Origin of the sequence: Rhodoblastus sp., from assembly GCF_019449565.1 — a bacterium.
In the GTDB taxonomy this organism is placed as follows: domain Bacteria; phylum Pseudomonadota; class Alphaproteobacteria; order Rhizobiales; family Beijerinckiaceae; genus Rhodoblastus.
Genome location: NZ_JAGRPM010000088.1, coordinates 171167 through 183000, shown reverse-complemented (window position 1 = coordinate 183000; position 11834 = coordinate 171167). Strand labels below are relative to the sequence as shown.

13 protein-coding genes are annotated in these 11834 nt (G+C 63.8%); 5 read left to right on the top strand and 8 right to left on the bottom strand.

Annotated elements, in window-relative coordinates; translation table 11 throughout:
* Positions 1-10: 10 nt before the first annotated feature.
* On the top strand, positions 11-283 hold the full coding sequence (locus tag QZ409_RS21290; protein ID WP_296715379.1) for a KGG domain-containing protein: 273 nt from the start codon (positions 11-13) through the stop codon (positions 281-283).
* Positions 284-341: 58 nt separating this feature from the next.
* Here the strand turns inward: QZ409_RS21290 and QZ409_RS21285 are convergent, their stop codons facing one another.
* The 3 genes from QZ409_RS21285 to petA form a co-directional block, all read right to left on the bottom strand.
* A complete protein-coding gene (locus QZ409_RS21285) occupies positions 342-1181 on the bottom strand; it encodes a cytochrome c1 (protein WP_296715376.1) in 840 nt (279 codons plus the stop codon).
* 25 nt (positions 1182-1206) lie between these two features.
* Complete coding sequence (locus QZ409_RS21280; RefSeq protein ID WP_296715373.1) at positions 1207-2487, bottom strand: cytochrome b/b6; 1281 nt, start codon at positions 2485-2487, stop codon at positions 1207-1209.
* Positions 2488-2550: 63 nt separating this feature from the next.
* On the bottom strand, positions 2551-3069 hold the full coding sequence (gene petA / locus QZ409_RS21275) for a ubiquinol-cytochrome c reductase iron-sulfur subunit (RefSeq protein WP_296715371.1): 519 nt from the start codon (positions 3067-3069) through the stop codon (positions 2551-2553).
* Positions 3070-3475: 406 nt separating this feature from the next.
* Between petA and QZ409_RS21270 the strand changes: the two genes are divergently transcribed.
* The 3 genes from QZ409_RS21270 to QZ409_RS21260 all read left to right on the top strand — a co-directional run bounded on the left by QZ409_RS21270 (position 3476) and on the right by QZ409_RS21260 (position 5117).
* On the top strand, positions 3476-3967 hold the full coding sequence (locus QZ409_RS21270; protein ID WP_296715369.1) for a tRNA (cytidine(34)-2'-O)-methyltransferase: 492 nt from the start codon (positions 3476-3478) through the stop codon (positions 3965-3967).
* Positions 3964-4860 carry an oxygen-dependent coproporphyrinogen oxidase gene (gene hemF, locus QZ409_RS21265; protein ID WP_296715367.1) on the top strand — a complete coding sequence of 299 codons (897 nt, stop codon included), beginning with the start codon at positions 3964-3966 and terminating at the stop codon, positions 4858-4860. Before QZ409_RS21270 ends, hemF begins: the two co-directional genes overlap by 4 nt.
* A 62-nt stretch (positions 4861-4922) precedes the next feature.
* Positions 4923-5117 carry a DUF2158 domain-containing protein gene (locus QZ409_RS21260; protein WP_296715365.1) on the top strand — a complete coding sequence of 65 codons (195 nt, stop codon included), beginning with the start codon at positions 4923-4925 and terminating at the stop codon, positions 5115-5117.
* Between the two features lie 13 nt (positions 5118-5130).
* Here QZ409_RS21260 and QZ409_RS21725 read toward each other — a convergent pair whose 3' ends face one another.
* The 5 genes from QZ409_RS21725 to QZ409_RS21235 form a co-directional block, all read right to left on the bottom strand.
* Positions 5131-6267: an extensin family protein gene (locus tag QZ409_RS21725; RefSeq protein ID WP_342394863.1), complete on the bottom strand. Its 1137-nt coding sequence runs from the start codon at positions 6265-6267 to the stop codon at positions 5131-5133.
* Between the two features lie 166 nt (positions 6268-6433).
* Positions 6434-6889, bottom strand: a complete 456-nt coding sequence (locus tag QZ409_RS21250; protein WP_296715362.1) for a DUF2852 domain-containing protein — start codon at positions 6887-6889, stop codon at positions 6434-6436.
* A gap of 100 nt (positions 6890-6989) precedes the next feature.
* Complete coding sequence (locus tag QZ409_RS21245; protein ID WP_296715360.1) at positions 6990-7667, bottom strand: WHG domain-containing protein; 678 nt, start codon at positions 7665-7667, stop codon at positions 6990-6992.
* A gap of 802 nt (positions 7668-8469) precedes the next feature.
* The gene (locus tag QZ409_RS21240; protein ID WP_296715357.1) at positions 8470-9450 is read right to left on the bottom strand and encodes a crotonase/enoyl-CoA hydratase family protein; all 981 of its coding nucleotides are present in this window, start codon (positions 9448-9450) and stop codon (positions 8470-8472) included.
* Between the two features lie 189 nt (positions 9451-9639).
* Complete coding sequence (locus tag QZ409_RS21235) at positions 9640-11244, bottom strand: ATP-dependent DNA helicase RecQ (RefSeq protein WP_296715355.1); 1605 nt, start codon at positions 11242-11244, stop codon at positions 9640-9642.
* Positions 11245-11427: 183 nt separating this feature from the next.
* On the opposite strand from QZ409_RS21235, the gene QZ409_RS21230 reads away from it, so the two are divergent.
* Positions 11428-11817, top strand: coding sequence for a cytochrome c family protein (locus tag QZ409_RS21230; RefSeq protein WP_296715352.1), 390 nt, complete (start codon positions 11428-11430; stop codon positions 11815-11817).
* The last annotated feature ends 17 nt before the right edge of the window (positions 11818-11834 follow it).

Genomic DNA, 11834 nt, shown 5'->3' with positions numbered 1-11834 from the left:
GGATTTAGGCATGGAGACGATCAAGAAAGCTCGGGGCTTCGCCTCGATGGACCCGGAGAAGCAGCGCGCAATCGCCCGCAAGGGCGGAGAAAGCGTGCCCCGCGAGAAAAGGAGTTTTTCGCAAAACTCCGAACTGGCCGCCGAGGCCGGTCGTAAGGGCGGGCGCAGCGTTAGCCCGACCAACCGCAGTTTCGCCCGCGACAAGGACCTGGCGAAGACGGCCGGGCGCAAGGGCGGACGCGCGGCCCATGGCGCCGCCGCAACCGACGCGCCGATGAAATGAAAAGAGGCCCCTATGAGGGGGCCTCTTGACGTTTCTTTTTGTTGCTGCCGCGAGAAGATCAATGGGCGACGTCAGCCCAGATCTTCTTCTTCGTGAAATAGAGCAGGCCGGCCAGAACCAGCAGGAATATCATGACGCGAGCGCCGATGCGTTTGCGCTGCTCAAGGCTGGGTTCGGCCGCCCAATACAGGAAGGCGGCGACGTCCTTGGAATATTGCTCCAGGGTCGTTGGCGTGCCGTCCGTATAATCCACCTGGCCAGCGGCCAAAGGCTTGCCCATGGCGATCTTGTGGCCAGGGAAATAGAGATTCCAGTTCGGATCGTCTTCCTTGGTGTAGCCGTTCAGGATCGCATAGATCAGATCCGGCCCGACTTCCTGATACATGCCGCCGGGAATAGGCAGCACATCGAAGACGAAAGCGGGGAAGCCGCGCTCGAACTTGATCGACTTGGCGAGCAACGACATGTCCGGCGGCGCGGCGCCAAGCGAGGCGGCGGCCGCTTCCGGATTCGGGAAGGGCGCCGGGAAGACGTCCGCCGGACGGCCGGGACGATCGAACATTTCGCCCTGAAGATTCGGGCCGTCATGCACCGTATAGGTTGCGGCGAGCGTCTTGACCTGATCTTCCGTGAAGCCGGGGCCGCCCGGTTGGGCGAGCGTGCGGATCGGAATGTGCAGCTCGTGGCAGTTCGAGCAGACTTCCTTGTAGACCTTGAAGCCGCGTTGCAGCTGCGCGCGATCGAACGTGCCGAACGGGCCCGAGAAAGACCAGGTCTGACGGGTCGGATTCGGCGTCTCGTGTCCGCCGCCCTCTTCCGCGCGCAAGGTCAGGTTGGAGAAGGCGACGGCGCCCAGCAAGGCCGCCGCGGCGATTCCGATTTTCTTGGTGAAAGCCATAGTTGAGTTCCTCGAAATCGGCCGGTCAGCCCTTGGTCTGCGGAGCGGAGGCGGCGCCCGCCGCAACCGATGATGCGGACCCGTGCTTGGCGAGAACCGCGTCGGCGATGGAGGCCGGCACCGGCTTGGTCTTTTCGAAAAGGCCAAGCAGCGGCAGAACGATCAGGAAGAAGGCGAAATAAGCCACGGCGAGAATGCGCGACGCCAGGACGAAGCCGCCTTCGGGAGGCATGGCGCCGAGATAGCCGAGACCGACCGCGCAGACCACGAAGACCCAGAAGAAGATCTTGTAGATGGGGCGATATTTGGCCGAACGGACCTTGGAGGTGTCGAGCCAGGGCAGGAAGGCCAGCACGGCGATCGCCGCGAACATGGCGATGACGCCCGCGAGCTTGTCCGGGATCGAACGCAGGATCGCGTAGAACGGCAGGAAGTACCATTCCGGAACGATGTGCGGCGGGGTCTTCATCGGATTCGCCGGGATGTAATTGTCGGCGTCGCCGAGATAGTTCGGGACGTAGAAGATGAACCAGCAATAGAGCAGCAGGAAGAAGACGATGCCCAGGCTGTCCTTCATGGTCGCATGCGGCGTGAAGGGCACGGTGTCTTTTTCAATGTCCTTGATCTCGACGCCGTCCGGATTGTTCTGGCCGCACACATGCAGCGCCCAGACATGCAGGCCGACAACGGCGACGATGATGAAGGGCAGCAGGTAATGCAGCGCGAAGAAGCGGTTCAGGGTCGGGTTGTCGACCGAATATCCGCCCCACAGCCAGACCGTGATCTCGTCGCCGACGAAGGGAATGGCCGAGAACAGGTTGGTGATGACGGTCGCGCCCCAGAAGGACATCTGGCCCCAGGGCAGCACATAGCCCATGAAACCGGTGGCCATCATGAGCAGGAAGATGATCACGCCAAGGATCCACAGCACTTCGCGCGGAGCCTTGTAGGAGCCGTAATAAATGCCGCGGAAGATGTGGATATAGACGGCGAAGAAGAACATCGAGGCGCCGTTTGAATGCGCGTAGCGCAGCATCCAGCCCCAGTTCACGTCGCGCATGATCTTTTCGACCGAGGAGAAGGCCAAAGTCGATTCCGGCGTGTAATGCATGGTCAGCACGACGCCGGTGACGATCTGCGCGATCAGCATGAAGGACAGGATCGCGCCGAAGGTCCACCAGTAATTGAGGTTCTTCGGGGTCGGATAGGCGACGAAGGAGCCGTGCATGAAGCTGAGAATCGGCAGACGGGCTTCAAGCCACTTCACCACGCCGTTCTTCGGCTCGAAAGTTGAGTGTCCGTGCATCTGGTATCTCTTCGAAAATTCGTTGGGACGGGCGGAGGCGTCCGGCGCGGGCCGGACGGCGGGTCAGCCGATTTTCACTTTCGTGTCGGTCAGGAAACTATATTGCGGAACGGCCAGGTTGCGCGGCGCCGGGCCTTTGCGGATGCGGCCCGAGGTGTCGTAGACCGAACCGTGGCAGGGGCAGAACCAGCCGCCATATTCGCCCTGATGGCCGAGCGGGATGCAGCCGAGATGGGTGCAGACGCCGATGACGATCAGCCATTGCGGCTTCTGGACGCGGGCGGCGTCGGTCTGCGGATCGGGCAAGGTGGCGACATTGACGTCCTCCGCCTCCTTGATTTCCTTTTCCGTGCGGTGGCTGATGAAGACTGGCTTGCCGCGCCATTTGATGGTGATGATCTGGCCCTCGGGGATCGCGCCGATATCGACTTCGGTCGAGGCCAGAGCGAGGGTCGAGGCGTCGGGGCTCATCTGATTGATCAGCGGCCACACCACGGCGGCCGCGCCCACGGCGGCCACGGCCCCGGTGGCGATGAACAGAAAGTCTCTGCGGGTCGGTTCGACCGTCGTTGCGCTGGCCAAGTTTTCGTCCCCAATCGTTGGAGCGCCTCCGCGACCGGCGGAGACTCGCTTCGCCTCGGGCGGCGAAGCCATTGAACTTCGCGCGGCTTCGAACGAATCTCCGTCGCGCGGCGAAAAGGTTTGTACCGCCGAAATCGCCGGCTGCGCGGGCCCGATGAGGGCAAGGCGCGACAGCGAAAGGAGGCGGGCCTGTTTGGGCAAGCGCCGTTATTTGGCGCCTTTCCGCCCCATTGTCCATAGACCCCGCTAAGAAGAAAGGCTTAGACCACGCGGCTTTTTCTGGGCTTTCCTTCCCCGGTCTCGGCCTAAAGGACGAGCAGAATCGCGCGCGCCTAAAAATGCGGCGGGCCTGCATCGCGGACCCGACGGATATTGGCGGCGCGGCGCGGCGGTGCTATCGAGCCCCATGCCCTCCGCCGCCGCCCCCTTCTGCCTGGCTCTTTTCCAGCCCGACATTCCGCAAAACGCGGGAACGATGCTGCGCCTCTGCGCCTGTCTCGGCCTCGACGCCGCGCTGATCGAGCCCGCCGGATTTCCCATTTCCGACAAGCACTTCCGTCGCGCCGGGCTGGATTATCTCGACCATGTCGACATCGCGCGACACGCCTCCTGGCGCGCTTTCGAGGACTGGCGTGCGACAACGGGCCGCAGGCTGGTGCTGCTCTCGACCGGCGGGACGACGCCCTATGTGGACTTCGCCTTCCGCCCGGGCGACATTATCATGGTGGGCCGCGAATCCGCCGGCGCCCCGCCCGAGACCCATGAAGCGGCGGACGCCGTGCTGCGCATTCCGATTCGTGCGGATTTGCGCTCGCTTAATGTCGCTGTGGCGGCCGCGATGGTGCTGGGGGAAGCGCTGCGCCAGACCGATGGATTCGCTAAAGGGGAGCTTTCGTGAACGACACGATTCTGGATGTTCGCAAGCGCGCGGCGGTTGAATGGTTCGATGCGCTGCAAGGGCGCATCATGGCCGCCTTCGAGGCGCTGGAGCGCCGCGACGACGCCGTGCTGGCCGAGCCGGGCGCGACGCCCGGAGCCTTCGTGCGCACGCCGTGGGAGCGCAAAAACCACGACGGCGCGCCCGGCGGCGGCGGACGCATGGGCCTGCTCAAGGGGCGGCTGTTCGAAAAGGCGGGCGTGCATTGTTCCGCCGTCCACGGGACTTTCGCGCCGGAATTCGCCAAACAGATTCCAGGCGCCGATCATGATCCGCGCTTTTGGGCGGGCGGCATTTCGCTGATCGTGCATCCGTGGAACCCGAATGTGCCCGCCGTTCACATGAACACGCGCATGGTCGTCACCTCGCGCTCCTGGTTCGGCGGCGGTGCCGACCTGACTCCAGTGCTCGACGCCCGCCGCACGCAGGACGATCCAGACACGCTCGCCTTCCATGCCGCGATGCAGCAGTCCTGCGAGGGCCATGCGGTCGCGGATTACCCGCGCTTCAAGGCCTGGTGCGACGAATATTTCCATCTCAAGCACCGCAATGAGCCGCGCGGAATCGGCGGCATTTTCTATGATTATCTCGAAGCGGGCGACGAGGCTTTCGATCCGGCCTTCGCCTTCACCCGCGCGGTCGGCGAAGCCTTTCTCGACATTTATCCGCGTCTGGTCGAAGCCAATATGGGCAAGGGCTGGACGCCGGAACAGCGCGAGGAACAGCTGGTGCGGCGCGGCCGCTATGTCGAGTTCAATCTGCTCTATGACCGAGGCACGATTTTTGGCCTCAAGACCGGCGGCAATGTCGACTCCATTCTGTCATCCATGCCACCGATAGTGAAATGGCCGTAAGGCGGGACGAATCGCTCCGTGGGTTCGCCACGGGGTTCAAAGCGAGCGAGGCGAGACAAGCGATGGACTTTAAACCCGGCGAAATCGTGCAGTTGAAATCCGGCGGGCGCGGCATGACCGTCGTCCGGCAGACCAAGGATCAGGTGGACCTGATCTGGTACGCCGACAGCGACGACGCTCTGCGCACCGCGACCGTTACCGCCGCCTGTCTCTCGCTGATCGAATTCGACGACGACGATCTCGAAGACGACGATTGAGTCCCGCCGAACTTCAGCGCCTGGGGCGCGAGGGCGGCAGGTCGAAATCGGAAGGCGCGCCTTCCGGCACATAGGCCCCGTCTTCGCGCATCGCGCCGCGCCGTTCGCGGGGCGGCGGCGCCGGAGGCTCATCCGCCGGCAATTGCGCATGCAAGGTCACGGGCGCGAGTCCGCCCGGCCGGCGCGGCGGTCCCGGCGGGGGGGTGAGCGGCGCGTTGAGCGTCGTTTGCGCGATGGCGGTATGGGGACTCGAGTTCTGGGGGATTGTCGTGACGGTCATCGCGGTCGGCGGCGGCGGTCGACGGATCGGGTCGGGCGCCGCGCCGGACAATGCGAGATTGGCGCCGCCCGTCGTCGCAAAGGCGGCGGGGCCGCGCGGCGCGCCCGCCTGAGCGATGTCGAGATCGTCATCGAATTCGGGCGTCTCGGGCAGATTGTCCTTCGGCGACGGCGGCGCGACCGTGTTCTGTTGCGCGGGCTTGCAAATGCGGCGGGGGCCGCTCGAGGTCATGCCATGCATGGCCAGATCGACATGCATATGATTGTAGTGAAACGGATTTGAGCCCGGACTCAGCACCGTGGCGAAATGTTCGCAGGCCCCGTTGTGAATATCGCGCAGGAAGGCCTGGCTCTGGAGATCGCCTCGCGTCCAGTCGCGCACCAGCGTGATCTGCCGCCCGTCGGCAAGGCGGAAGCCGCCAATGTCGAGCGCATTGCCGAAGGAATGTTCCGACAGGCGCGCGCCGATCTGGTTGTTCATGCCCCGGCAGGAATAGGAGCCCATGGAATCGATCTGCGCCACCGGCTGGCCGAAGCGGGCCTGAGCGGCTGGCTGGACCACGTCGGCGAGCCAGACGTCGAGTTCCGCCACCATGGAGCAGTCGAGCGTCTGTGTGGAATTGAACAGCACCGCCCCGCCCTGCAGCGCGGTGACCTTCAACGGCTTCGTCAGGCCGCAGATCGACGGGCCGTCGATCTCATGGGCCGCAGGTTGGACAAAGGCGCTAAGGGCCACTCGACGCTGGGCGAAACAGGCGTTCTCGGCGCGGGTCCGCCAAGCCGGGCGCTCGGCGCGCTCGAACTTCGAGCATCCGGCGAGGCCGCCGAGCCCGATTGCGAGCAAGAGGAGAGGCAGGATAGGACGCGCCATGCCGCCATTCGTGCGACCGGCGCGTTAATCTCCCCTGAAGCAAGATAGTTAATGCATAAAATTCAATCGGTTTCGCCGGAATGGTCTTGGCCGGAATGATCTTGGCCGGAAGACGACGCCCGGGCGAAAAGAAAACGGCGGCCCGAAGGCCGCCGCCGATCTGCGGTCAGGATTGCTTTCCGTCCGGCGCCGAAGCGCCGCGGCTGGCCATGAAGCGTTCGAATTCCTCACGGTCCTTGGCCTGGCGCAGGCCTTCCTGATAATCATAGAAGGCTTTTTCGGCCTCATAGATCTTGCGGCGCTCCTCTTCGAGGCGCTCAAGCTCCGCCTTGCGCCATTCGTCGAAGGCGGAATTGCCGCTGGCTCCAGGCCTGCCGCCGAATTCGCGGGCCATTGCGCCAAGGCCGCTGCGCCTTTCGAATCCGCCCCATTTTTCCTGGGCGAACTGGCCGAAATCGCCGGCATATTGGGTTTTCGCCTGGTACATTTTCCAGCCGAGGATGGCGAGGCCGATGGGCCAGAACAGGATGAAGCCGAGGATCATCGCCGCAAGCTCCATCGGCCTCCAGCGCATACGCCCGCAACGCGAGGAACGGGTCCGGGCATCAGTTGAGCAGCTCATGTGACACTCCATTGATCGCGGCCCGTCCGGCCAGCGATGTGAATGTAATATACATTTACATCGCCCAGCTTCACAGGGGTCGGCGCGAAATATTTTCTGCTCAGGCGACGGGAGATGAAGGCGGCATGATCGGCGGAACGCCCAGCGCCTTGCGCACGGCGGCCTCGATCAGCGCGCCGACAGATTCGTCCAACAGCGCCGGCGCCTGATCGGGTTTGTCGCCGAAATGGCCGGCAAGCATCAGTTCGGCCACGCCATGGGTCGTCGCCCAGATCTGCAGCGCCAGCGTGCGGGCGCCCTGCTCTGGCGCATGAAACTGGCGCAGAACGGCGACGGTGGTGCGCAGGAGATCGTCAAATGCTTTCTGCCCGGCGCTGTCGCCCTTCAGACGCGCCGGCGTCCCGGCGTCGCCGAACATGGCCCTGTAGAGACCGGGCTCCGCGCTGGCGAAGGCGAGATAAGCGGCGCCGCGCCGGCGCAAGGCGGCGACGGCGTCAGGCTGACCGCCGTTCCAGGCCCGGCCCAGCTCTTCATTGAAATGCTCGAAGCCCTGCTGCGCCAGTTCGGCGATGAGGGCGCCGCGGTCGGCGAAGTGACGATAGGGCGCGGCGCCGGTGACGCCGACCCTTTTCGCCGCCTCAGCAAGAGTGAAACCAGCGGGGCCGCGCTCGGAAATCAGCGCACGCGCCGCCGCAAGCAAGGCCAGGCGCAAGCCGCCGTGATGATAGCCCCTGCCCTTTTCAGCGCGCCGTCCGCAAAAGCTCCCTTCGGCGCCCATTCCTGTTCCCAGTTCTCGTTTCCCGCGCGATTCGCGCCCGCTTGGACATTAAGCGCCGAGCGGCCACGCGTTTCAATGATTTACGCATTCACGGCGCGCCGTAAGCTGGAACAATTCTAAACAAGGCGCATTCGTTTGCGTGACGATGGCGATCACGAGAAAGTGGCGAGACCAAACGACTCGCCGAGGGCGCGCGCGGGGACCGGATGCTCAAATATCGGGCGTCACGCCGCTGTCAGTCGCGATCATTGTTCGGGCTTGTCGCCACAGGTGTCCCGGCTGTCGTGAAGGCTGCCGATGATATAAAAGGCGGCATGCACGGAAACTATGCAGTTTTGGCTAGAGTGCCTAGAGTTAGCGCCGCGGCGCCTGTCATTTGGAATTGTTATGAACTGTCGGAAAATTTACAATTCATTAAATCTTCACAGATGAAGTCATCGAGAACGAGTTTGCCGATTCGGACCCGAGACGCTTCATCTGAACTTCTGGAGGCTCGTCGATGACGTCTGCGATCAAAGTTGAAATTATCTCGATCTGCGCGGCCTTCGCCTTCATGACCGCCGTTCTCGCCGTCGTCTGGTGAGACCGGCCCAGCCGGACTCCCAGGGATTTGGTCGTCGCGCCTAAGCCTTGGAACTGTGCGAAGCGCGCTTCCTCCCCGTACTACGCCTTGTTCCAAGCGGCGACGATTCGAGAGCCTTCCGCGATCCGGTCAATCGCGGGAGGCTCTTTCATTTTCAAGCAGCCTCGTTTTCGAAAAGGAATCGCGCGAAAGCGGGCGGCCCGCCACCCCCCATTCCGCTCAGGGCGCCGCGTTGAAGCGCTGGCTTGCGGCCTGCTGGAACAACCGGTCCTGCGACAAGGCCAGCATTTCCATCTTGCGCAGATTGATTGGCGCGAGATTGAGCACCGTCTCCACCCAGATGTCGGTCACGTCACGCAATTCTTCCAGGCTCAGCGGCGCGACGCGGCGGCGAACCTTGCCCATTGCGCCCAGCAGCGCATGCTTCTTTGTGTTTGCCTGGATATAGGCCCGCGCCCGCTCCGCCCCCTCGCCCTTCTCGACCAGATGATCGACCAGGCCCATCTCGTGGAATTCCTCGGACTTGAACATCCGACCGCCGAGAATGAGCTTCTCCGCGCGCGCCGCATCCAGCCGGCGCGATATGAGGCTATAGGCGCCCATCCCGGGGAAGGTGTGGAACAAGGCTTCGGGGAAGCCGAGGTTCACGCCGCGCTCGGCGATCACGACCTGGCAGCTCAAGGCCGCCTCCAGCCCGCCGCCCAGGGCGTCGCCCTCCAGCAGCGCAATGGTGACGACCGGCGAATTGAAGCCGTGATAATTATTATAGACCAGATCGACGCAGGCATAGGCATAGGCGCGCAGGCCTTCCTCGTCCTTCGCGCGCGCGCGGTCCAGGAAAAAAGACAGGTCGCCGCCCATGTTGAACACGCCGGGCCGCAGCGAGCCGCCGACGAAGAACTTGATCGGCGGTTCGTCGAAGACCTGCTCCTCATGTAGCGCGCGGATATCGGCGGAAAGGGCGTTCAGCTCATGCAGCAACGGCAGGGTCCAGCTCACGCTGGTCGCGTGGCGCATCGAGCACCAGACCGTCCTCGTGACCGGATCGAAGCGAACATCGAGCTCCTTGCGCGGCTTGACGAGAAAGGCCAACCCGCGCGGCAGCCCCCTGCCAGCCTCGATAGATCCTTGTTTTGCCTCGATGGGACTCGGCGCCGGAAGCGAGGATGGCAAGGAGGAAAAGTCGACGGACTGCATCATTGACGGGACATTCCAGCGAGCATAACGCGCTTGCACTCGGCGAGCTATGCGTTAAGGAAGCTTAACAAGCATTAACTTTCTGAAATGTTATGTCCATAACTTTTCAAACACAATTTATTAAAAAAAATCGCATTTTTGAACTAAAACTTGCCCCGCTACTGTATTATTTTGAGACATCTCAAGTAAAAATTAACCATGATGCGCCGTTTCGAGAATGATCGCGCCATGACGGGACAGCGCTCCGCTTTCGTCGCCGCAACGGGAGACGAGATCCTCGAGGTCGGCTGGCGGCGATTCGATCAGACCCAACAGCGCCTCGTCGGCGATTACCCGCGAGGGCGCGACGCCACCACGGCGGGCGACGGCGATTCGCGCCGCCCGGAGGGCGCGAAGGCGCCGGTCCTGCTCGGCGCTCAGGGGCCGCGAAGCCCGTCTCAACGCCTCATCCTCCGGAGCCTCGACCGTCGTCTCCTCTTCGGCTGCGGCGGGCGAGGACCGGCCTGCAAAGCGGAGCTCGAGACCATGACGCGCAAGGGCCAGCATCTCGCGCGGGGCGTCGCGGGCGATCCGCGCGACACGGAACGCGGCATGACGCAGGCCGCCACGAAGGCAATTGTCACATTGGCCGCAAGGCGGCGCTTCCTCGCCCAGAACCGCGAGCAGCGTCCGCTCCCGGCAGCGCGAGGTCTGGAAATAATCCGACAGCGCCTTCGCACGGAAACCCGCCGCCGGATCGACGCGCGCGAGATCGAACCGCGCGGTGCGCAAGGCGGCGATGTCGCGCGCGCCATAGAGGGCGATGGCTTCCGCCGCCGCTCCGTCGCGGCCAGCGCGGCCCGTTTCCTGATAGAGCGTTTCGAGATGGTCGGGCGGATCGAAATGAATGACGAAACGCACGTCCGGCTTGTCGACGCCGAGCCCGAAGGCGATGGTCGCCGCCATCACCATATCGGAGCGCGCGAGGAATTCGTCCTGCCGCGCGGCGCGCAGGTCATTGGGCAGCCCGGCGTGATAGGAAGCCGCCGCGAGGCCAGCGCCGTTCAGGAAATCGGCGACCCGGTCCGCCATGGCGCGCGAGGCGCAATAGACGATGCCGCTTTTCCCCTTCCGCGCGGCGACCAGCGCGAGCAATTGGGCGAAACGGTCGCGGGCGCGCGGCTGCGCCGAAAGCGCGACCGACGGCCGGCGGAACGAGCCGATGAATAGGCGAGGCGGCCGCGCGAAAATATTTTCGACGATGTCGGCCTGCGTGCGCGGTGAAGCCGTGGCGGTCGCGGCGATTATCTGGGGCCATCCCAGGGCCTCTGCGGCGGCGGAGATGCGGCGGTAATCGGGGCGGAAATCATGGCCCCATTGCGAGATGCAATGAGCCTCGTCGACCGCCAGCGCACGCACGTCCGCCGCGCGGACCATCGCCAGAGTCTCGGGATCGGCGAGGCGTTCGGGCGCTATATAGAGCAGCCGCAGCGCGCCGTTTTCGAGACCGGCGCGGAGCCTCGCATAGGCGTCGGGCTTCAGATCGGCGTGCAGCGCCGCCGCGGGAAGGCCAAGCCGCCCGAGTTTCTGCGCCTGATCGCGCATCAGGGCGATCAGCGGCGAGACGACGAGGGTCAGTCCGGGCCGCGCCAGCGCCGGCAACTGATAGACCAGCGACTTGCCGCCGCCCGTCGGCCACAGCATGAAAACGTCCTCGCCGTCGAGCGCGGCGGCGACGGCCTCGGCCTGGCCGGGCAGAAAATCATCGAAGCGGAAACGGGTACGAAGGATTTCGCGCGCGGCGTCGAGACCAGACACGGATCAACCCGCTGCGACAAAAGGAGGCGCCAAAGTTGAGTGTCTGATAAGCGCGGGAGCGATTGTCATGGGCCTTTCCACGGCCTAGATTGGCGCGCGCAAAAAATCCTTTCGGTTTATTGCGCCAAGGAAGTTTGCACCGATTCGGGTTCGTAGTCCCCATCGTCAGGAAGGAAACGTCACATGAAGCTCATCCACACGCTGGCGGCGGCGGCCGCTCTGGCTCTGGTCTCCTCCTCAGCCTTCGCCGCGGGCGATCCCGAAGCGGGCGCCAAGGTCTTCAACAAGTGCAAGGCCTGCCACCAGATCGGCCCCGGCGCGAAGAACGTCGTCGGCCCCGAGCTGAACGGCCTTGTCGGCCGCAAGACCGGCGCGGTTGAAGGCTATAATTATTCCGACGCCAACAAGAATTCCGGCCTGACCTGGGATGAGGCGACCTTCCTGGAATATATCACCGCCCCGCAGAAGAAGATCCCCGGCACCAAGATGACCTTCGCCGGCATTCCCGACGAAACCGACCGCAACAATCTCTGGGCCTATCTCTCCCAGTTCAAGGCGGACGGCTCCAAATAAGCCCTTTTCCTTCCTTC

Bases quoted from the DNA above. Each gene is read 5' to 3' on its own strand.
- QZ409_RS21725 (WP_342394863.1), bottom strand. From the start codon at position 6,267: ATGGCGCGTCCTATCCTGCCTCTCCTCTTGCTCGCAATCGGGCTCGGC.
- QZ409_RS21230 (WP_296715352.1), top strand. From the start codon at position 11,428: ATGAAGCTCATCCACACGCTGGCGGCGGCGGCCGCTCTGGCTCTGGTC.
- QZ409_RS21285 (WP_296715376.1), bottom strand. From the start codon at position 1,181: ATGGCTTTCACCAAGAAAATCGGAATCGCCGCGGCGGCCTTGCTGGGC.
- QZ409_RS21245 (WP_296715360.1), bottom strand. From the start codon at position 7,667: ATGGGCGCCGAAGGGAGCTTTTGCGGACGGCGCGCTGAAAAGGGCAGG.
- QZ409_RS21240 (WP_296715357.1), bottom strand. From the start codon at position 9,450: ATGATGCAGTCCGTCGACTTTTCCTCCTTGCCATCCTCGCTTCCGGCG.
- QZ409_RS21250 (WP_296715362.1), bottom strand. From the start codon at position 6,889: ATGAGCTGCTCAACTGATGCCCGGACCCGTTCCTCGCGTTGCGGGCGT.
- QZ409_RS21280 (WP_296715373.1), bottom strand. From the start codon at position 2,487: ATGCACGGACACTCAACTTTCGAGCCGAAGAACGGCGTGGTGAAGTGG.
- QZ409_RS21270 (WP_296715369.1), top strand. From the start codon at position 3,476: ATGCCCTCCGCCGCCGCCCCCTTCTGCCTGGCTCTTTTCCAGCCCGAC.
- QZ409_RS21290 (WP_296715379.1), top strand. From the start codon at position 11: ATGGAGACGATCAAGAAAGCTCGGGGCTTCGCCTCGATGGACCCGGAG.
- QZ409_RS21260 (WP_296715365.1), top strand. From the start codon at position 4,923: ATGGACTTTAAACCCGGCGAAATCGTGCAGTTGAAATCCGGCGGGCGC.